Genomic DNA, 21,000 nt, shown 5'->3' on the forward strand with positions numbered 1-21,000 from the left:
GGGATCGTCGCGAAGACGGTGCGAAAGGCGCGCGAAGACGCTCAGCGCGCAGAGCTTGTAGACAATTCTACGACCTCGCGGGCCGCAGTGGCGACGTCCTCGTTCACGATGAGGTGGTCGAACTCGTTCTGAGCGGCGAGTTCGACCTTCGCGGTACGCAGCCTCCTGGCCCTTTCCTCGGCGTCTTCCGTGCCCCTGCCGACCAGTCGATGCACCAGTTCGTCCCAGCTCGGAGGCAGCAGGAAGATCAGCGTCGCTGCCGGTTCGGCGGCACGCACCTGACGCGCGCCCTGCAGGTCGATCTCGAGCAGTACCGTCTTGCCTTCGGCGAGAGCGGCGTCGATCGGCGCCCGCGGCGTGCCGTACCGCGAGCGGTTGTGCACCACGGCGTACTCGAGCAGCTCCCCGTCGGCGATCAACCGGTCGAACTCGTCGTCGTCCACGAAGTAGTAGTGCACCCCGTCGATCTCGCCGGGACGCGGGGGCCGGGTCGTGGCCGAGACCGAGAGGTGGATCTCGGGGTTGTGCTCGCGGATGTGCGCGGCGACCGTGCCCTTTCCCACGGCGGTGGGACCGGCGAGAACCAAGAGCCGACTGCGTGCGCCGCGGGGAGCCGCGGGCGGGAACCGGGAGTCCAGCCAGGCCTCCAGCACCCGACGCTGCCGAGCACCGAGCCCTCCGAGACGCTTGACCGGCGAGATGTGCAGCTCTTCCAGCACGCGGTCGCGCTTGCCCGCACCGATCGCGGGGAGCGCCAGCAGGAAGTCGGTGATGCGCATCGATCCCTCAACCGAGTCGGCGTCCGCCGTCGCGCGGTGCAGTACCGTCTGCGGCGTCACCACGCGCATCGTGAGGTCGCGTTTCACCGACGCTCTCGCGCGTCGACGCTCCACGGCACGGCGTGCGGCGGCCGCCCTGTCGACCTCGGGAACCGTACGCTGCGCGTCAGGCACGCGCCACCTCCAAGTACTCGGCCGCGCGAGCGGTGATCGTGGCAACCAGATGATCGGGTCCGGCGCCGAGGATGCTGCGGCTCTCGCTCGCGATCACCGCATCCGACATGGGCCCGAAGCGCACCCGGAGGTCGGCAGGCGTTGCGCCCTGCGCGCCGAAGCCGGGAGCGAGGATGGGAGCCACGGGTCCGAACGGGTGGATTCCCGCGAGGTCCCAATCCACGGTCGCACCGATCACGAAGCCGAAGCTGCCCCACTCCCCCGCGTCTGCCAGCGCGGCGTTGCGGGCGGAGACCTCGCCGATCACCGATCCGGAGACGGTCTCACCTGTCGAGGTGACTGCGCGCTGCAGCCCCTCGGCCTCGGGGTTGCTGGTCGCGGCGAGGACGAAGACTCCCTTGCCGTGCTCCTCGGCGAGGGCGAACGCCCCGTCGAGGGCGCCCACGCCGAGGAAGGGGCTGACGGTGAACGCGTCGGCTTCCAAGGGCGAGCCGGGTGTGAGCCATGCGCGCGCGTAGTCGCCCATGGTCGATCCGATGTCCCCGCGCTTGGCATCGGCGATCACGAGCAGATCGGCCGCCCGTGCGGCCGCGAGCACGTCTTCCATCGCGGCGACGCCCCGCGAGCCGAAGCGCTCGAAGAACGACACCTGGGGCTTCACGAGAGCCACTCGCCCCGCGGCCGCCTCGACCGTGCGCAGACCGAAGTCCCGCACACCGCGCGCGTCGTCGGGGAGCCCCCACGCGGCGAGCAGGGCCGCGTGGGGGTCGATTCCGACGCAGAGAGGGCCGTGCGCGCGCAGCGCTGCCCGTACGCGTTCGCCGAAGCGTCGGCTCACAGTGCCGCCTTCCGGTCCAGCGCGTACTCCTGGAGGCTCTTCACCTGGAAGCCCTCATGGGCGGCGTCCATTCCGCTCACCGCTGCGCCGAGCACGGCGATCGTGGTGAACAGCGCCTTGTCGGCGGCGACGGCCGCAGCGCGGATCTCGTAGCCGTCGGCGCGAGCGGCGCCACCCGACGGAGTGTTCACGACGATGTCGATCTCCCCGTCGTTGATGAGGTCGACGATGTTCCGGGCGCCCGACTCCTGCGTCTCGCTGTACTTCTCGACGACCGTCACGGCGATGCCGTTGCGCGAGAGGATCTCCGCGGTGCCCTCGGTCGCGACGATCGTGAAGCCGAGCTGCTGCAGGCGGTGCGCGGGAAGGATGACCGCACGCTTGTCCGAGTCGGCCACCGAGATGAACACGGTGCCGGACGTGGGCATGCCCCCGTAGGCGGCAGCCTGGCTCTTGGCGAACGCCGTCGGGAAGTCACGGTCGATGCCCATGACCTCGCCGGTGGAGCGCATCTCCGGTCCGAGCACGGAATCGACCGTCTTGCCGTCGGCGGTGCGGAACCGCTTGAAGGGCAGCACAGCCTCCTTGACCGAGACCGGAGCGTCCAGCGGGACACGCGAGCCGTCCTGCTCCGGCAGCATGCCCTCGGCGCGCAGCTCGGCGACGGTGGAACCGGTCATGATGCGGCTCGCGGCCTTCGCCATCGGGATGCCCAGCGCCTTGGAGACGAACGGCACCGTGCGGCTGGCGCGCGGGTTCGCCTCGATCACGTAGAGCACGCCGGCGCTGATGGCGAACTGCACGTTGAGCAGTCCGCGCACGCCCACGCCCTTCGCGATGGCGAGGGTGGCCTCGCGCACGCGGTCGACGTCCGTGCGACCCAGCGAGACGGGAGGCAGCGTGCAGCTGGAGTCGCCGGAATGGATACCGGCCTCCTCCAGGTGCTCCATGACGCCGCCGATGTACAGCTCGGTGCCGTCGTAGAGGGCGTCCACGTCCAGCTCGATCGCATCGTCGAGGAATCGGTCCACCAGCAGCGGCTTGCCCTCCTCGATGACGACCTCGCCTGCGGTGCGCACGAAGTAGTCGCGCAGCGACGCCGTGTCGTAGACGATCTCCATGCCGCGCCCGCCGAGAACGAAGCTCGGACGCACGAGCACCGGGTAACCGATCTCCTCGGCGATGCTCACCGCTCCGTCGACGTCGATCGCCGTGCCGTTGCGCGGTGCCACGAGACCCGCCTCGTCGAGCAGACGGGAGAACAGCTCGCGCTCCTCAGCGAGGTCGATCGCCTCCGGACTCGTGCCGAGGACCGTGTAGCCGGCCGCTTCGATGCCCTTCGCGAGTCCCAGCGGCGTCTGGCCGCCCAGCTGGCACACGACGCCGAGGATGGTGCCGCTCGCCGCCTCCGCGTCGAGCACCTCGAGCACGTCCTCGAGCGTCAGCGGCTCGAAGTACAGGCGGTCGGAGGTGTCGTAGTCGGTCGAGACCGTCTCCGGGTTGCAGTTGACCATGATGGTCTCGAACCCGGCATCGGAGAGCGCGAACGACGCGTGCACGCACGAGTAGTCGAACTCCACGCCCTGACCGATGCGGTTCGGCCCAGAGCCGATGATGACCACCTTGGTGCGCTCGGACGGAGCGACCTCGGTCTCGAAGTCGTAGCTCGAGTAGTGGTAGGGCGTGAGAGCGGGGAACTCGCCGGCGCACGTGTCGACGGTCTTGTACACCGGACGGATGCCGAGGCCATGGCGGACGCCGCGGACCTCGGTCTCGGACGTGCCGCGGAGCTCGGCGAGCTGCGCGTCGGAGAAACCGTGCTCCTTGGCGTAACGGAGAGTCGCGGCGTCCAGCTCGGGAGCCGTCCGCACGATCTCCGCGACCTCGTTGATCAGCACGATCTGGTCGAGGAACCACGGGTCCATGGCCGTCGACTCGAAGGCCTGCTCGACCGTCGCGCCCTTGCGCAGTGCCTGCTGCAGCGTGACGATCCGGCCGTCGGTCGGCGTCTTGGCGACCTCCAGGAGCTCTTCCACCGAACGGGTCTCCTCGCCCCAGTGGAAGCTGGAGCCGCGCTTCTCGAGCGAGCGCAGCGCCTTCTGCAGCGCGGTGGCGTAGTTGCGGCCGATGGCCATGGCCTCGCCGACCGACTTCATGGTCGTGGTGAGCGTGGCGTCCGCCGCAGGGAACTTCTCGAACGCGAAGCGAGGCACCTTGACGACGACGTAGTCGAGCGTCGGCTCGAAGCTCGCCGGCGTGACCCCGGTGATGTCGTTCGGGATCTCGTCGAGGCGGTAGCCGAGGGCGAGCTTCGCGGCGAGCTTCGCGATCGGGAAGCCGGTGGCCTTCGAGGCGAGGGCGCTCGAGCGCGAGACGCGCGGGTTCATCTCGATCACGATGATGCGCCCGTTCGCCGGGTCGACCGCGAACTGGATGTTGCAACCGCCGGTGTCGACGCCGACGGCTCGGATGATGTCGATGCCGATGTCGCGCATCTTCTGGTACTCGCGGTCGGTGAGGGTCAGCGCCGGGGCCACCGTGATCGAGTCACCCGTGTGCACGCCGACCGGGTCGACGTTCTCGATCGAGCAGACGACGACCGTGTTGTCGGCCGTGTCGCGCATGAGCTCGAGCTCGTACTCCTTCCAGCCGAGGATCGACTCCTCCAGGAGCACCTCGGTCGTCGGGGAGTCACGCAGACCGGCGCCTCCGATACGACGCAGGTCCTCCTCGTCGTAGGCGAAGCCGGAACCGAGGCCGCCCATCGTGAAGGACGGGCGCACCACGAGCGGGTAGCCGAGCTTCTCGGCACCGGCGAGGAGGTCGTCCATGGTGTGGGCGATGACGCTCTTCGCGACGTCGGCGCCCGCCTCGAGCACGAGCTCCTTGAAGACCTGGCGGTCCTCGCCCTTCTTGATCGCATCGACCTTGGCGCCGATGAGCTCGACGCCGTACTTCGCGAGGATGCCGCGCTCGTCGAGCGCCATGGCCGCGTTCAGAGCGGTCTGCCCACCGAGTGTCGGGAGGATGGCATCCGGCTTCTCCTTGGCGATGATCGTCTCGATGACCTCAGGGGTGATCGGTTCGACGTACGTCGCATCGGCGAAGTCGGGATCGGTCATGATCGTGGCCGGGTTGGAGTTGACCAGGATGACCCGGACACCCTCCTCGCGCAGCACGCGGCACGCCTGGGTGCCGGAGTAGTCGAACTCGCAGGCCTGACCGATGACGATCGGGCCGGAGCCGATGACGAGGACGGAGTTGATGTCGTCGCGCTTGGGCATTACTTGGAGTCCTTCTGGCTGGCGATGACCAGGTCGCGGAACCTGTCGAAGAGGTAGTTGGCATCGTGGGGGCCCGCAGCCGCCTCGGGGTGGTACTGCACCGAGAAGGCCGGGATGTCGAGGGCGCGGAGTCCCTCCACGACGTTGTCGTTGAGGCCGACATGGCTGACTTCCACCTTGCCGTAGCCGTGGGGGCTGTCGAACGTGCCCTCGATCGGCGCCTCGACGGCGAAGCCGTGGTTGTGAGCGGTGATCTCGACCTTGCCCGTCTGCTTGTCGAGCACCGGCTGGTTGATGCCACGGTGTCCGAACGGCAGCTTGTAAGTGCCGAGGCCGAGAGCCCGACCGAGCAGCTGGTTGCCGAAGCAGATGCCGAAGAACGGGAGTCCTTCGTCGAGCACCGAGCGCAGCAGCTCGACGTGGTCACCCGATGCCGCGGGGTCGCCGGGCCCGTTCGAGTAGAAGACGGCGACGGGATCGACGGCGCGGATCTCGTCGATCGTCACGTTCTGCGGAAGTACGTGCACCTCGAACCCGCGAGCGGCCAGGTTGTCGATCGTCGCCTGCTTGACGCCGAGGTCGAGCACGGCGAGGTTGCCGATCCGCTCCCCCAGTGCCGTGGTCACGGTGGCGACGTCGACCGAGACCTCCGCCGACAGGTTGCGGCCGGCCATCTCGGGAGCCTCGCGGACGATGCGCACCTGCTCCTCCGGGTCGAGCACGGCATCCGGACCGGAGAAAATGCCACCGCGCATTGAACCCGCCGAGCGGATGTGTCGGGTGACCGATCGGGTGTCGATACCGCTGATGCCCACGATGCCGTCCTCCACGAGAACGTCATCGAGCGAGGCGTTCGCACGCCAGTTCGACACCACCCTCGAGGGGTCGCGGACGATGTAGCCGGCGACCCAGATGCGACGCGATTCCGCGTCTTCGTCGTTCATGCCGGTGTTGCCGATGTGCGGTGCCGTCTGCAGCACGATCTGCCCCGCGTAGGACGGGTCGGTGATCGTCTCCTGGTAGCCGGACATGCCGGTCGAGAAGACCACCTCGCCCAGAGTGCGCCCACGGGCGCCGTAGGCGCGGCCGATGTGGCGGGTGCCGTCTTCCAGGACGAGGACGGCAGGGTCGGGGAGCCGAGCCGCTGAGGCCTGCTCGGGGGTGGTGGAGAGTGTCATGACGTTGCTCCTGTGTCGGGGGCGGCGGGGACGAGCCGCTGCAGGTCGGAGATGAGGTTCTGAGGTTCGCCGGTGGCGACGCGCAGGTAGCTGTCGACGACAGTGTCGTCGTCGATGTTCCATGCGATGCGCACGAGACCACCCGGCTCGACGACACGGTCGATCGTGACCGTGGCGCGGTCGACGGCGACGAGACGGTCTTTCGCCAGGAAGACCGTCGGCGTGCCGTCGAGGCAGAGGGCGATGCCGCGATCCGTGACGGCTACCTCACCGCGGGCCCGGTATGCGAGAGGCGACACCGCGAGACGCTCGAGCGGCTGTCCGTGCCGTGTCGTCGACACGTACAGCACCTCGTCGCGGCGGGCGACCTCCGCATGCTCGGGCACACCCAGCGGGGCCGAGAACACGGAATCGCGGCGGATTCGTCGTCGCCAGGCGCGCAGCATCACCAGCAGCACCAGGAGGGCGACCGCGATGGTGATCGCGACGGCGAGATCCCGAGCGCTCATGCGCCGAGCTCCTCGACGACGCTGCCCCCGTCGACCGTGAGGACGCCGCCGTGCACCGTGTACTCCACCCGCCCGGGAAGAGCACGGCCGAGATAGGGCGAGTTCACGCTGCGACCGTGCAGGTCTGCTTCGGTGAAGACGCCGTCCACCGACGCGTCGTAGAGCGTGAGCTGCGCCGGCTGCCCGACCTCGAGCGGTGTGCCGTGGCCGGAGAGGCGTCCGATCCGTGCCGGTGCCGCACTCATCACGCGCGCGATGTCCGCCCACTCGAGCAGCCCGGTCTGCACCATCGACTGGTGCACGACGCGCAGCGCGCTCTCGAGACCCACCATTCCGTTCGCCGCAGCCTGCCACTCGCACGCCTTGTGCTCGCTGGGGTGCGGCGCGTGGTCGGTCGCGACGATGTCGATCGTGCCGTCGGCGAGGCCCTCGCGCACGGCGAGGACATCCTCTTCCCGGCGCAGGGGCGGGTTGACCTTGTAGCGCGCGTCGTATCCCCGCACGAGCTCGTCCGTCAGCAGCAGGTGATGCGGCGTCACCTCAGCGGTGACGCTGATGCCGCGCTTCTTGGCCCACCGGATGATGTCGACGGAGCCCGCCGTCGACAGGTGGCAGACGTGCAGCCGCGAGCCGACGTGCTCTGCCAGCAGCACGTCGCGCGCGATGATCGACTCCTCCGCGACCGCAGGCCAGCCGGCGAGGCCCAGCTCGGCGGACACCGTTCCCTCGTTCATCTGCGCCCCCTCAGTGAGGCGGGGATCCTGGGCGTGCTGCGCGATGACGCCGTCGAAGGACTTCACATACTCCAGAGCCCGACGCATGATGAGCGGGTCGAAGACGCAGAAGCCGTCGTCGCTGAAGACGCGCACCTGGGCGCGCGAGGTGGCCATGGCGCCGAGCTCGGCGAGACGCTCGCCCTTCTGTCCCACGGTGACGGCCCCGATGGGCTGCACCGTCGCGTAGCCGGCAGCCTCGCCGAGGGCGAGCTCCTGCTCGACCACCCCCGCCGTGTCGGCGACGGGCGAGGTGTTCGGCATCGCGAACACCGCGGTGAACCCGCCGGCGGCGGCCGCCCTGGTACCGGTGAGAATCGTCTCCGACGCCTCGTAGCCGGGTTCGCGCAGGTGGGTGTGCAGGTCGACGAGCCCCGGCAGCGCGACCAGGCCCGCAGCGTCGATCACGCGCGCACCGGTGCGGGTGAGACCCGTCCCGATCTCGGCGATCCGCCCGCCCTCGATGATGATGTCGGCGCTCTCGGCACCGAGCAGCTGCGCACCGGTGATGACGAGGGTCTCGTTCACAGGTCTCCCCCTCGTTCGTCGTCTCGTTCTCCTGCGAGCAGCAGGTACAGCACCGCCATGCGGACGGATACTCCGTTGGTGACCTGTTCCAGCACCGTCGAACGGGCGGAATCAGCAGCTTCGGAGGAGATCTCCAGTCCCCGGTTCATGGGTCCGGGGTGCATCACAATGCTACCGCCCGGAAGCGCGGCCACACGCCGTGCGTCAAGACCCCAGCGGCGGGAATACTCCCGCTCAGTCGGGAAATACGCGGCATTCATGCGTTCCAGCTGAATGCGGAGCATCATGACGGCATCCGGCTCGTCCGCCAGCGCCTCGTCGAGGTCGTAGACGACCCGGACCGGCCAGAGCGACACGTTCTGCGGAACCAGCGTCGGCGGCGCGACCAGGGTGACGTCCGCGCCGAGCGTGGTGAGCAGCCAGACGTTGGACCGTGCGACCCGCGAATGCAGGACATCGCCGACGATCACCACACGCAGTCCGCTGAGATCCCGTCCGCGGCTTTCGGCACCGAAACGGCGCTTGCGGATCGTGAAGGCGTCGAGCAGCGCCTGCGTGGGGTGCTCGTGGGTGCCGTCTCCGGCGTTCACCACACCGGCCGATATCCAGCCGCTGGTGGCGAGGGTCTGCGGGGCGCCGGAACCCGGGTGCCGGACCACGACCGCATCGGCGCCGATGGCCTCGAGCGTCTGGGCGGTGTCCTTGAGGCTCTCGCCCTTGGAGACGCTGGATCCCTTGGCGGCGAAGTTGATCACGTCGGCGGAAAGGCGCTTGGCAGCGGCCTCGAACGAGATGCGCGTACGGGTGGAGTCCTCGAAGAAGAGGTTCACCACGGTCTTGCCCCGCAGCGTCGGGAGTTTCTTGACCTCGCGCGACTGCGTGTCGGACATGTCCTCGGCGACGTCGAGGATGCGAAGCGCGGTGGTCCTGTCGAGGGTGCGGGTGTCGAGGAGGTGTCTCATTCGCCGATCGTCACCTCCTCCGCCCCGTCGTTCTCGAAGAGGCGCACGTTGACCCGCTCCGTGCGGGCCGAGGGGATGTTCTTGCCGACGAAGTCGGGGCGGATCGGGAGCTCCCGATGTCCGCGGTCGACGAGGATCGCCAGGCGCACGACGGAGGGGCGTCCGATCGACTGGATCGCGTCCAGCGCCGCGCGGATGCTGCGGCCCGAGAACAGCACGTCGTCCACGAGCACCACGGTCTTGCCGTCGATGCCCCCGACAGGGATCTCCGTCGGCTGCGGCGAGCGGGTCGGGTGCTTCGCGAGGTCGTCGCGGAACAGCGTCACATCGAGGGAGCCGACCGGGACGGACTGCTGCGCGATCTCGCTGATCAGCAGGCCGAGGCGATGGGCGAGAGTGACGCCGCGGGTCGGTATCCCCAGCAGGACGAGGCTCTCGGCGCCTCGATTGGATTCGAGGATCTCGTGCGCGATCCGGGTCAGCGCTCGTGAGATGTCGGCTTCGTGCAGCACAGTGCGCATGCTCATCGGCCGCTCCCTTCTCCGCCTCACAGGACGGTGTTAAAGGTTGCTTGTGATGTCAGTCTATCGGAGCGCTCAGGCCTCCGCTGATCAGCTCGCCTCCTGCAGCACGGGATCGGTGACCTCGTCGATCTTCGAGGAACGGATCGGGTGCCCCGCCGTGGACAGGCAGCGTCCCGTCTTCAGGTCCCACTTCCAGTCGTGCATGCTGCACGTGAGGATGCCGTCCTCGTCGACCTTGCCGGTCTTGGTGAGGTCGGCGCGCAGATGGGGGCAGCGGCGCTGCACGACCCAGTCGCCGATCTCGGCGTCCTCCGTCTGGTCGGTCTGCTCCTGGTACCAGTTCTCGACGTACTCGATCCGGTCGACCGAGAGGCACTTGAGGAACGTGGTGAGGAACTCGTTGAACTTGCCGCTGCGGCCCACCGAGAACTGCATCGAGAGGAAGATCGAGTTCGACCAGTCGATCTCGTGGTCGACGATGTTCGTCGAGACCAGATCGGCGGGGATCGTGTACCAGTAGATGCACTCCTCGCCCGCGTACTCGCGGACCTTGGCGCGGGGGAAGTCGACCACCATGTCCAGCTCGCCGATGCGGAACCGGACGCATCCGCCGACGCCGAGTCGGATCGTGCGGGACTTCTTCAGCAGCGGCTCCCACCACTCCTTGATCGCAGCCAGCATCTCGGCCGGCGGGATGATCTCGGCGCGGGAGGCCTCCTCGTCGCGGATCTCCTGCTGACGGGATGCGCGCTGCTCTTCGAGATACTCCCACTTCTCGTCGAAGATGTGGGCGATCTCCGCTTCGGTGTACAGGGTCTGCTCGCTCGTCACCTCTCCACCCTCGACCGTGACGACGGTGCCGGGGATGAAGAGCTGTCCGTCGTACTGCGGAGCGAGCTCCTTCATATGCGCGAGGAACTGCTTCTGGTCCGTGAAGATCGACTCGCCGTTCTTTCCGAGTCCGTTGAAGTCGAACAGGTCGTCGCGAAGGAACATGGGCGGCCCTGCCATCGGGAAGACATGCGGGGCGTCGACCTTCTCGATGTAGTACATGGCGCGCTTGTTCTGCGCCTCGCGCTTGAGTCGGGCGAAGTTCTGCTTGGCGTCGAGCGGCAGGTCGTAGACCATGGGCCACCAGATCGCGCCGGAAACCTGGGTGAAGTATGCGTCGGGCTTGCCGAAGTCGAGGAGCTTCTCGAGGTCGAGCGGGTGCGAGTCGTTCTGGTTCAGCATCGAGCCGGTGCCGTCGTCGACGCTCAGCGAGGAGTCGCCGATCGGCCCGTCGCTGGGTGCTCGGAGCGGCGTGACCATCATCTTCAGCTCGCCCCGCTGGATCACCTGTCCGGCCGGGGCGTAGGTGATGTTCGTGTAGCCGAGCGCGCGGATGTCCTTCTCGAGATCATCCGTCGGGTACTCGGGCAGCAGCACCTCGATGTCCTTGCGGATGTACCGCTCGAGGAGGCGCGGGTCGAAGTGGTCGCGGTGGCGGTGCGAGATCCAGAGGAAGTCGGCGTCGCGGCCGTAGCGCTCCCAGTCAAGGCCGCGGTTGTCGGGGAACGGGAACCATGATCCGTAGAACGACGGTCCGAGGACCGGGTCACAGATGATGTTCCCGCCGACCGTCTCGATGAACATCCCGGCGTGGCCGAGTCCCGTGATCCGCATTGCATTCCTCCCGAAAGTGAACCGTTCGATTGTACCGAGGGGTCCCTGTGCGACCGGTCGGCACCGCCGTGAGTATTCCGGTCAGCCGTCGAACAGCCCGCGGATATCGTCGGCGGAGAGCGACTGCGCGAACAGCGCCTCGTCGTCCAGTACCGCGGTGAACAGCCGTGCCTTGCGGCGCTGCAGGTCGAGCACCTTCTCCTCGATCGTGCCGGTGGCGATCATCCGATAGACGAACACCTGGCTGTCCTGGCCGATGCGGTGCGTGCGGTCGACCGCCTGCGCTTCGGCGGCCGGATTCCACCACGGGTCGAGCAGGAACACGTAGTCGGCCTCGGTCAGGGTGAGACCGAATCCTCCGGCCTTCAGGCTGATCAGGAACACGGGCTGCTCGCCGGACGTGAACCCGTCGACCACCTGCTGGCGATGCCGCGTGGAACCGTCCAGGTGCGTGTACGGGATGCCTGCGGCGTCGAGGCGGGCCGCGGCCAGGTCGAGGAACGACGTGAACTGGCTGAACACGAGCGCACGGTGGCCTTCCGCCTGCAGCTCGATAACCCGCTCGATCAGCACGTCGAGCTTGCGGGAGCCGATCTTCGCGTCTTCGGGATCGATCAGCGCCGGTGCGAGGCTGAGCATGCGCATCAGGGTGAGCGAGCGGAACACGATGAATCGGTTGCGATCGAGGTCTTCCAGCAGCCCGAGGACCTTCTGGCGTTCGCGCTGCAGGACCACGTCGTAGAGGGCGCGGTGGGAGGCACTGAGTTCGACCTCGAGGATCTGCTCCTGCTTCGCCGGCAGGTCCGGCGCCACGATCTCCTTCGTACGCCGGAGCAGGAGTGGTCGGATGCGCCGACGCAGCTGCTCGAGACGACGCTGGCGATAGGCTCCGCCCTCCTCGTTCTCCGGCACCTTGCCCTGCTCGATCGGCTGGATGTACTGCTCGCGGAACTTCCGTGCAGAGGCGAAGAGTCCGGGAGCGGTGAGCTTCAGCAGAGCCCAGAGCTCGCTGAGGCTGTTCTCCATCGGTGTTCCGGTGACGGCGAACGTCACATCCGCTCGGAAGGAGGCGACGGCCCGGTGCAGCTTGGTCTCCGGGTTCTTCACGAACTGTGCTTCGTCGAGGATCAGACCCGCCCAGTCGATGCCCGCGTACTCGACCTCGTCGAGACGGGCGACAGCATAGCTCGTGATGACGACATCGGCCCCACGGATGCCCTCGTCGAGGGACGGGCCCTGTGTGGACCCCCGCAGTAGCACCCGCAAGGTCGGGGCGAACAGCGCCGCCTCGTTGCGCCAGGTGGCGAGCACCGAGGTGGGAACCACCACGAGGAAGGGCCGCCGCTCCCCCGCTTCCCGCGCGTGCACGATGAGTGCCAGCAGTTGGAGCGTCTTGCCGAGACCCATGTCGTCGGCGAGGATGCCACCGAGGCGATGGCTCCACAGGAAGACGAGCCAGTCCAGCCCTTCACGCTGGTACGGACGGAGGTCGGCAGTGATACCCGACGGCACGGCGACGACAGGCACCGAGGCGGCGGTGCGCAGGCCCTCGGCGGTCGCGCGCCAGGTGACGGCGGGCAGAGCTTCATCCGCGAGGTCTTCGAACTCCTCCCAGAGGTCCGTCTGGTAGCGGCTGATCCGCGGGCCGGTCTCCCATTCCTCGAGCTCCCCTGCCTCGTCGATCAGCTCGCGCAGCCGATCGAGGGCACGATGATTCAGCGAGAAGTAGCTGCCGTCGACGAGGAGGAGCTTCTTCCGGCCCCTGCTGAGCGCCGTGAACAGCGGTTCGAACGGGATGGTGCGTCCGTCGATCTTGACCAGGACTCCGAGATCGAACCAGTCCCGGTCGCTGCTCTCCACGGTCGACACCGTGATCTCGGGCTCTCCCGTGAGCTCGTGATAAGTCTTCCGACGCCCCGAGACCACGACCACGACGCCCTCGGCCTCGAGAGCGGGCACGAGGCGTGTGACGAACTCGGCGGCCGAGACATCATGGAACGAGCCTGTCGAGGCGAGCTCTTCTCCGAGGTGATCGGCCCACACCGCACGCAGAGTCTCGCGGAGCACATCTTCGGCGGCGGTGTCGCGCACGGCATCCCCGTCCTGCGCGAACGGAACCCTTCCGAAGCCGCGATACTCCCACTCGAACATGTACTTGACGGTGTCGCCTCTAAGGAATGACAGCGCGAGCACCGGGCGCGGGGCGGGCAGTGCGGGGAGCTCGACACGACCGGTCGGGCGCACCTCGATCCGACGTGCCAGCAGCGGGTAGGCGTCACGGAAGAACGCGCCCTCGTCTCCCGGGGGAACCTCGAGACCTGTCCTCGCACCGAGCAGGGCGTGCACCGGCTCGCTGAGTGGCACCTCGGCGAGCGTCACCCTGATCGCACTCCCCCGCTGGGAGATCTCGTACACACCGCTGTGTCCGATGGTCTGCACCGAGGAGGGTTCCGCATCGTGCCCGTCGATCACGATGTGAGGGTGCACGGTGAGACCTCCGTCGTCGCCGCGTCCGACGGTCGCGCGGATCTCGGCACGATCGGCGAGCACGACGGTCGTGCTCTTCTGCATGGCGACGAGAGGGATCCCGACCTCCGAGGCGGCGCGAAGATGTCCCCAGAGGAGCCCTGACTCGATCAGATCGGCGACGAGCCAGTCGCCGGCTGTGCCGGACAGGAGCGTGTCACGCGCGATGCTGAGCAGGTCGGCGAACCACCGTGAGCGATCACGTCCGTACTGCGTCGGCGAGCGTCGTACCGCGTCCCAGGTCGCAGTCCCCTGCACCCAGGACCCGGTCGAGAGGCTCTGCTCGAGCGGCCGGATCCCGAGCAGGATCTCGCCTGTGCGTGTCGCGACGTCGCGGGCGGTCGCGGTCCGTTGGGGACGGGATGCCCACGGATTCGCCCCGCGGCCGTCGCGCACTCTGAGTTCGATGCCGAGCGCGAGCGGCGTGTCGGCGTCGACGCGCGCCGGACCGAGGATGCTCCTCCAGTTCGCCGACGACGCGTCTTCCGGACGAGTCGGGTCAGAAGCGAGGGACATGCAGCCATCCTCTCCGACACCGCCGACAGTGCAGTCACCGACAGTGCCGCCACCGACAGGGCTGCCGTGTGCGACGGATCAGGCGGCTCGGGCCACCCGCGCGAGGACGCCGTGCACGAAGGCCCCGGAGTCGTCGGTCGAGAACTCCTTCGCGAGCTCCACCGCCTCGTCGATGGCGACGGCAGTGGGAACCTCGTCGTTGTGGAGGATCTCCCACACGGCGATGCGCAGCAGGGCGCGGTCGACAGCGGGCATCCGCTCGAGCTTCCAGTCCCTGCTGTGGGTCGTGATCTGCTCGTCGATCTCGTCGCGCGAGTCGATGATGCCGTCGACGATCTCACGGGCGTACAGCCACGAGGCCTCACGGGCGGGCTCGCTCGCCGCGCGTTTCGCCTCGGCAGCCAGCGTCACCGCGAGGTCGTCTCCTCGCACGTCAGAGGAGAACAGGATGTCGAGAGCGCGCTTGCGCGCCTTCGTCCGGGCGCTCACGCCTTACTTCTCGCGGCCGAGGTAGTCACCCGTGCGAGTGTCGACCTTGACCTTCGTGCCGCTCTCGACGAACAGCGGCACCTGGATCTCGTAGCCGGTCTCGAGCGTGGCGGGCTTGGTCCCGGCCGAGGAACGATCGCCCTGCAGGCCAGGCTCGGTGTAGGTGATCTCGAGGACCACCGACGCCGGCAGGTCGATGTACAGCGGGTTGCCGTTGTTCAGGGCGATCGTGACGTTCTGGTTCTCGAGGAGGAAGTTCTTCGCGTCGCCGACCGTGGCGGCGCCGACCGTGATCTGGTCGAAGTCGGTCTGATCCATGAAGACGTAGCCGTCGCCGTCCGTGTACAGGTACGTGTAGTCGCGGCGGTCGACGTTCTCGATCTCGATCTTCGCGCCGGCGTTGTAGGTGCGGTCGACGACCTTGCCGGAGACGACGTTCTTGAGCTTGGTGCGCACGAACGCACCGCCCTTGCCGGGCTTGACGTGCTGGAACTCGATGACGCTCCAGAGCTGCCCGTCGATGCTGAGGACGACGCCGTTCTTGATGTCTGCGGTAGATGCCATGCGCTGCGAGTTCCGTTCGTGAGTCTGCGGGGTCGGGCGGAGCCGACAGTCGATTCTAAGGGATGAGTGCTGCGAGCTGCCGCACGGCGTCCGCGTAGCCGTCCACTCCGCGCCCGACGACGCGCACGGCGGCGACGTCGTCGAGGTACGAGTGGTGCCGGAACGCCTCTCGAGCGTAGACGTCGGAGATGTGCACCTCGGCGAAGGGCAGGGACACTCCGGTGAGCGCGTCGCGAAGGACCACGGACGTGTGCGTGAGTCCGCCCGGATTGATCACGATGGCCACGCAGTCTTCGCGTGCCGCGTGGATCGCGTCGATCAGCACCCCCTCGTGATTGCTCTGCACTGCGCGCACCTCGAAGCCCACGTCCGCCGCGGCATCGGCGGTGAGGCGCTCGACGTCGGCGAGCGTCGCGGTGCCGTAGATCTCCGGTTCGCGCGAGCCGAGCAGATTCAGGTTCGGCCCGTTGACGAGGAGGATGCGTCGGGTCACGCGCCCACCTCCTGGTAGGCGGCGAACATCAGCGATTCGTCCGGGGCCTGCAGCACCGTCGGCTTCGCGATGTCGTCGAGCAGGATGAACCGCAGCATGCCTCCGCGGCTCTTCTTGTCGCGCTGCATCGTGGCGAGCAGCTGCGGCCAGGCACCGGCACGGTACGACGTCGGAAGTCCCAGCGATTCCAGGATGGTGCGGTGGCGCTCGGCTGCCGTGTCCGACAGCCGTCCCGCGAGACGCGAGAGCTCGGCCGCGTACAGCATGCCGACCGAGATCGCGGCGCCGTGACGCCACCGGTAGCGCTCCGCGTGCTCGATCGCGTGGCCGAGTGTGTGGCCGTAGTTGAGGATCTCCCGCAGTCCGGCCTCGCGGAAGTCGTCCGACACGACCTCGGCCTTCATCCGGATCGCGAGCTCGACGGCACGACGGAACTCCTCGGTCGTCGGGTCCACGGCGCGTGCGGGATCTGCTTCGACGATGTCGAGGATCTCGGGCGCCCAGATGAAGCCGGCCTTCACGACCTCCGCGAAGCCCGCCGTCGCCTCGTTCGGGCTCAGGCTGGCGAGTTCGTCGAGGTCTCCGACCACAGCCGTCGGTGCCCAGAACGCTCCGACGAGGTTCTTGCCCTCGGCCGTGTTGACACCTGTCTTGCCGCCGACAGCCGCGTCCACCAGTCCGAGAACGGTCGTCGGCACCTGGATGAGCTGCACGCCGCGGAGCCAGGTCGCGGCGACGAAGCCGGCGAGGTCGGTGACGGAGCCCCCGCCGTAGCCGATCACGGCATCGGAACGTGTGAAGTCGGCCTGACCCATGACCTGCCAGCAGAAGGCGGCGACCTCGATCCGCTTGCCCTGCTCGGCATCGGGGATCTCGGCGAGGAGCACCTCGCGCGGCCCATCGGCAGCATCGGCGAGGAGGCGGTCGCGCAGTTCAGCAGCGCGGGCCGCGAGGGTCGGCGGGTGCACGACGAGCACCTTGCGCACCCCCGGTGCGAGCGCGGCCGAGACCCGATCGAGGATCCCCCGTCCGACCGTGATGTCGTAGGCGTCGTCTCCGGTGACGCTGATGGTCGTCGTGCTCATCGCTGCTCTCTCCTCCATGCCACGATGTCGTCCGCGATCTTCTGCATCGGACGACGTGAGGTGTCGAAGGTGGCCGAGGAGACCTCGTCGTACCACCCTCGACGCTCCTCAAAGATCTTCTTCCAGCGCTCCAGCGGGTCCTCCCCCGCCAGCAGCGGACGGCTGCTGCCGCGCAGCCGATCGGCGACGGCCTCGGGACTCACGGTCAGGAACACCACCGGATGCTCGACGAGCAGATCCCGCGTCGCGGCCTTCGTCACCGCGCCTCCGCCGAGCGATATCACTCCCCCTTCGGAGAGCGCCTCGGCCACGGCCGCCCGCTCGAGGTCGCGGAAGTGCTCCTCGCCGTGCTGCTCGAAGATCACCGAGATCGGACCGTGAGCGGCGACGATCCGCTTGTCGGTGTCGATGAAGTCGACTCCGAGCCGACGCGCCACCCGCCGACCGACACTGGTCTTGCCGGCGGCCATCGGACCGACCAGCACCAGCGTCAGCGGATCAGCCGCGCTCGTCATGCGCGATGAGCGCCGCCTCGGACGCGGGGGTCGTGCGCAGCTCTTCGGGGATGCCAGCCAGGTATCCGTCAAGGTTGCGACGGGTCTCGCGGATGCTGTCTCCGCCGAACTTCTCCAGCACGGCGTTCGCGAGCTCGACCGCGACCATGGCCTCGGCGACGACGCCCGCCGCAGGCACGGCGCACACGTCGGATCGCTGGTGGTGGGCGGTGGCATCGTCTCCGGTGGAGATGTCGATCGTCCGCAGCGCATGCGGCACGGTGGCGATCGGCTTCATCCCTGCGCGCACGCGGAGCACCGTCCCCGTCGACATGCCGCCCTCGGTGCCACCGGCTCGATCGGAACCGCGGGTGATGCCCTCGGCGGTGGCGAAGAGCTCGTCGTGCGCCGCAGACCCCCGTCGGCGCGTGGTCTCGAAGCCGTCGCCGACCTCGACCCCCTTGATGGCCTGGATGCTCATGAGCGCCTGCGCGAGGCGCGCGTCCAGGCGACGGTCCCAGTGCACGTGGGAGCCCAGTCCGGGCGGCAGCCCGTACGCGAGGACCTCGACGATGCCACCGAGGGTGTCGCCGTCCTTCTTGGCGTCGTCCACCTCAGCGACCATCAGCGCGGAGGTCGTCGGGTCGAAGCACCGGAGCGGATCCGCGTCCAGAGCATCCACGTCGTCCGGTGTGGGCAGCGACGATCCCTCCGGCACGCGGACCGGACCGATCGACAACGTGTGGCTGACGAGCCGGATACCGAGCTCGCCGAGGAACGAACGGGCGATCGCACCGAGTGCGACGCGTGCGGCGGTCTCCCTGGCGCTCGCCCTCTCGAGGATCGGACGGGCCTCGTCGAAGTCGTACTTCTGCATGCCGACGAGGTCGGCGTGACCAGGACGTGGACGCGTGAGGGGTGCGCTGCGGCCACGGGACTTGTCCGTGAGCTCCACCGGCTCGGGGTTCATGACCTCGATCCACTTCGGCCACTCGGTGTTGCCGATCCGGAGCGCGATCGGACTGCCGAGGCTCTTCCCGTGTCGCACGCCGCCCGAGATCGTCAGCTCGTCCTGCTCGAACTTCATCCGTGAACCGCGACCGTAGCCCAGCTTGCGCCGAGCCAGATCGGCCTGGATGGCCTCGGAGGACACAGGGACGCCGGAGGGCAGTCCCTCCATGACGGCGATGAGTTCTGGGCCGTGCGATTCGCCGGCCGTGAGCACGCGGAGCATTGCTCCAGTCTCCCACGGGTTCGACCTGCCCCGCGCCGCGTTTCGTCGTCCGCGCCGACCGTCTCAGAGAGCGGCGCGCATGGCGGCGATCACAGAGTCCTCGTCCTGCAGCGCGATCGCCGGATCTCCGTTCCGGAAGATGCGGATCTGGCGCACGGCCTGGTGCAGCAGCATGCCGAGTCCGGAGATGGCACGGTCTCCGCCCCACAGCGCGGCGAGGGCAGATGGCCAGGGTGCGTACGCCACGTCGAAGAGGACTCCGCCTGACGCGGCCAGTGCTGCGGCGACATCCGCGGAGAGCTCAGCGCCTCCGGGCAGCGTCGCCACGGTGAGGTCCACGTCAGTCAGCGGCGCGTCGAAGGAGTCGACGTCGACGATCACTCCGAGCCGTTCACCGAGTTCCACGAGTGCGGCAGCGGCTTCGGGGCGCCGCGCTCGGACGTCGACACGCACGGCGCCGAGCTCGGAGGCGGCGACGAGTGCGGACGACGCCGTGGCTCCCGCGCCGAGGATGCGCACCTGCCCCGCCTCGGGCACGTCGGCCTCGGTGAGAGCGTCGACGATGCCACCCACATCGGTGTTGAAACCGGCGAGATGCTCCCCCAACAGGAGCGTGTTGACCGCTCCGGTCAGCTCTGCGTGACGATCGACCGTCACCGCCGCACGGAACGCCGCCTCCTTCAGGGGCATGGTCAGCGAGAGGCCGCGCCACGTGTCGTCCAGCCCCGCGAGTGCCGGCTCGAACTCCTCAGCGGCGACTTGACGCCGGCCATAGACCCAGTCGAGTCCGAGCACGCGATATGCAGCGGCATGGAGCGCAGGCGACTTGGAATGCCCGATGGGATCGCCCCAGACCGCCAGACGAGACCGCGTCACCGGCTCAACAACCGGCGTCGGGGTTCGCCCGGCACCACTCGCGCCATTTCTCGATGCCCTGCTCGTGCTCGGCCATCGTTTCGGAGAACTGCGTCTCCCCCGTCGCCAGGTTGATCGTGACGAAGTACAGCCACGGGCCGTCGGCGGGCGCCATCGCGGCCTTGATGGCGGCATCGCTCGGGCTGGCGATGGGCGTGAGCGGCAGACCGGTGCGCACATAGGTGTTCCAGTCGTTGTCGTCCTCCAGAGCTTCCTTGGAGCTCGAGACGACCCCCTCATGCAGCGAGCCGTACCCGTACTGCGCCGTCGAGTCCATCTGCAACTTCATGTCGATGTCGAGACGGTTCTGGATGACCCGCGACACCTTCGCGAAGTCGTCGAGCCGGCCTTCGCGCTGGATGATCGACGCGATCGTGAGGATCCGCTCCGCATCGGCCGCGGGCACGCCTGCCGCGTCGAGCGATTCCCGCGTGCGGTCCACCATGCGCTGGATCACCTGCGGCGCCGTTACTCCCGGGTCGAACTCGTACACCGCGGGGAACAGCCAGCCTTCCAGACTCGGTGCGTCCACTCCGTACGCCGAAGGATCCTGAACCGCCGCTTCGAAGTCGGCCAGCGGAAGACCGAGCGTCTCGGCCATACCGGGGAGCGACGAGACGATCGTCCCGCCCTCGGAGACGGAGACGGCGTTGGCCATCTTGTTGCCATCGTCCTTCAGCGCCGCCAGGGCGGCTTCTGCCGTCATCTTCTTCTGTAGGCGGTACACGCCCGGATAGAAGGTCACGGCGAGGTTCTCGTCGACGATGTAGTCGTAGAAGACGTCTTCGGTCTTCGTCACACCGGCTTCATAGAGGGCGGTGGACACAGGACCCCCGGTGTCCCCCTGCTTGATGGTGACGAGGGCTTCGCCGTTGGCCAGCCCGGGCTCCCAATCCTTCGACTCGCCCCACCCCATCGCATCACTGATCTTGTCGCCGTAGGTGTTCCACACCCACGCGCCGCCGGCGGCGATCCCGCCGAAGATCGCGAGAACGATCACGAGCGCGATCAAGCAGCCCTTCCGCCGCTTCTTCTTCTTGGGCTTCGCGTCGACGTTCTCATCGTGGGGGACGAAGAGGGCGTCGAGGCCACCGCCGATCGCGGGTCCCGCTGCATCGGCGACGGGAGCCGACGCCGGGACGGCCTCGGCTTGTGCCCGTGTCGTCGCGTCAGCAGAGGCCCGCACCGGAATCGGAGACGGTGCCGACGCGTCCGCGCCGACGGCGTCATCGGCAGAGGCTCGCACCGGCGCGCTCGAAGGCTGCGCCGCCGGGCCGGCGGTGCCGCGGGCCGGTGTGGCCGTCCCCTCCCCCGAGGCCGCTTCCCTCGCGGCACGTCGCGATCCGGGAGCAGGCGCGCTGTCGTCCACGGTCGGAATCTGTCTCGTCGGTTCGGGCAGATTCTCGAACAGGTCCCCCAGCCGGGCATCGGTGTCGGGCTCGGGTGTGGCGCTGTCACGTTCAGACATCG

18 protein-coding genes are annotated in these 21,000 nt (G+C 68.3%); all 18 read right to left on the bottom strand.

Annotation, left to right across the window (positions count from 1 at the left end; all coding sequences use genetic code 11):
* Positions 1-41: 41 nt before the first annotated feature.
* The 18 genes from gmk to mltG all read right to left on the bottom strand — a co-directional run bounded on the left by gmk (position 42) and on the right by mltG (position 20,998).
* Entirely contained in the window at positions 42-953 is a 912-nt protein-coding gene (gmk, locus tag HDC31_RS09310; RefSeq protein WP_058631200.1) for a guanylate kinase, read from the bottom strand.
* Complete coding sequence (gene pyrF / locus HDC31_RS09315) at positions 946-1,791, bottom strand: orotidine-5'-phosphate decarboxylase (protein ID WP_113680140.1); 846 nt, start codon at positions 1,789-1,791, stop codon at positions 946-948. Before pyrF ends, gmk begins: the two co-directional genes overlap by 8 nt.
* Entirely contained in the window at positions 1,788-5,075 is a 3,288-nt protein-coding gene (carB, locus tag HDC31_RS09320; protein ID WP_113680141.1) for a carbamoyl-phosphate synthase large subunit, read from the bottom strand. The genes pyrF and carB overlap by 4 nt, the downstream gene beginning before the upstream one ends.
* A complete protein-coding gene (carA, locus tag HDC31_RS09325; protein WP_113680142.1) occupies positions 5,075-6,253 on the bottom strand; it encodes a glutamine-hydrolyzing carbamoyl-phosphate synthase small subunit in 1,179 nt (392 codons plus the stop codon). The genes carB and carA overlap by 1 nt, the downstream gene beginning before the upstream one ends.
* The gene (locus HDC31_RS09330; RefSeq protein WP_046747139.1) at positions 6,250-6,762 is read right to left on the bottom strand and encodes a hypothetical protein; all 513 of its coding nucleotides are present in this window, start codon (positions 6,760-6,762) and stop codon (positions 6,250-6,252) included. The genes carA and HDC31_RS09330 overlap by 4 nt, the downstream gene beginning before the upstream one ends.
* Positions 6,759-8,063 carry a dihydroorotase gene (locus tag HDC31_RS09335; RefSeq protein ID WP_058631202.1) on the bottom strand — a complete coding sequence of 435 codons (1,305 nt, stop codon included), beginning with the start codon at positions 8,061-8,063 and terminating at the stop codon, positions 6,759-6,761. Before HDC31_RS09335 ends, HDC31_RS09330 begins: the two co-directional genes overlap by 4 nt.
* Complete coding sequence (locus HDC31_RS09340) at positions 8,060-9,025, bottom strand: aspartate carbamoyltransferase catalytic subunit (protein ID WP_046747141.1); 966 nt, start codon at positions 9,023-9,025, stop codon at positions 8,060-8,062. Before HDC31_RS09340 ends, HDC31_RS09335 begins: the two co-directional genes overlap by 4 nt.
* Positions 9,022-9,552: a bifunctional pyr operon transcriptional regulator/uracil phosphoribosyltransferase PyrR gene (gene pyrR, locus HDC31_RS09345; protein ID WP_113680143.1), complete on the bottom strand. Its 531-nt coding sequence runs from the start codon at positions 9,550-9,552 to the stop codon at positions 9,022-9,024. The genes HDC31_RS09340 and pyrR overlap by 4 nt, the downstream gene beginning before the upstream one ends.
* Positions 9,553-9,636: 84 nt before the next feature.
* Positions 9,637-11,214: a Rieske 2Fe-2S domain-containing protein gene (locus tag HDC31_RS09350; RefSeq protein WP_046747143.1), complete on the bottom strand. Its 1,578-nt coding sequence runs from the start codon at positions 11,212-11,214 to the stop codon at positions 9,637-9,639.
* An 81-nt stretch (positions 11,215-11,295) separates the two neighbouring features.
* Positions 11,296-14,256, bottom strand: a complete 2,961-nt coding sequence (locus HDC31_RS09355) for a DEAD/DEAH box helicase (protein ID WP_113680144.1) — start codon at positions 14,254-14,256, stop codon at positions 11,296-11,298.
* 78 nt (positions 14,257-14,334) lie between these two features.
* Positions 14,335-14,745 (bottom strand): transcription antitermination factor NusB, encoded by a 411-nt coding sequence (gene nusB / locus HDC31_RS09360; protein ID WP_045265339.1) that lies wholly within the window; start codon positions 14,743-14,745, stop codon positions 14,335-14,337.
* Positions 14,746-14,748: 3 nt separating this feature from the next.
* Entirely contained in the window at positions 14,749-15,309 is a 561-nt protein-coding gene (gene efp, locus HDC31_RS09365) for an elongation factor P (RefSeq protein WP_046747145.1), read from the bottom strand.
* Positions 15,310-15,364: 55 nt separating this feature from the next.
* The gene (locus tag HDC31_RS09370; RefSeq protein WP_046747146.1) at positions 15,365-15,802 is read right to left on the bottom strand and encodes a type II 3-dehydroquinate dehydratase; all 438 of its coding nucleotides are present in this window, start codon (positions 15,800-15,802) and stop codon (positions 15,365-15,367) included.
* On the bottom strand, positions 15,799-16,887 hold the full coding sequence (gene aroB, locus HDC31_RS09375; RefSeq protein WP_058631205.1) for a 3-dehydroquinate synthase: 1,089 nt from the start codon (positions 16,885-16,887) through the stop codon (positions 15,799-15,801). Before aroB ends, HDC31_RS09370 begins: the two co-directional genes overlap by 4 nt.
* On the bottom strand, positions 16,884-17,402 hold the full coding sequence (locus tag HDC31_RS09380) for a shikimate kinase (RefSeq protein WP_113680145.1): 519 nt from the start codon (positions 17,400-17,402) through the stop codon (positions 16,884-16,886). Before HDC31_RS09380 ends, aroB begins: the two co-directional genes overlap by 4 nt.
* Positions 17,386-18,615, bottom strand: a complete 1,230-nt coding sequence (aroC, locus tag HDC31_RS09385) for a chorismate synthase (protein WP_058631207.1) — start codon at positions 18,613-18,615, stop codon at positions 17,386-17,388. Before aroC ends, HDC31_RS09380 begins: the two co-directional genes overlap by 17 nt.
* Positions 18,616-18,678: 63 nt before the next feature.
* The gene (locus HDC31_RS09390; protein WP_061018707.1) at positions 18,679-19,491 is read right to left on the bottom strand and encodes a shikimate dehydrogenase; all 813 of its coding nucleotides are present in this window, start codon (positions 19,489-19,491) and stop codon (positions 18,679-18,681) included.
* A gap of 4 nt (positions 19,492-19,495) precedes the next feature.
* Positions 19,496-20,998, bottom strand: coding sequence for an endolytic transglycosylase MltG (mltG, locus tag HDC31_RS09395; protein ID WP_179516029.1), 1,503 nt, complete (start codon positions 20,996-20,998; stop codon positions 19,496-19,498).
* Positions 20,999-21,000: the final 2 nt, after the last annotated feature.

The sequence above is a fragment of the Microbacterium sp. JAI119 genome, from assembly GCF_013410135.1.
In the GTDB taxonomy this organism is placed as follows: Bacteria; Actinomycetota; Actinomycetes; order Actinomycetales; family Microbacteriaceae; genus Microbacterium; species Microbacterium oxydans.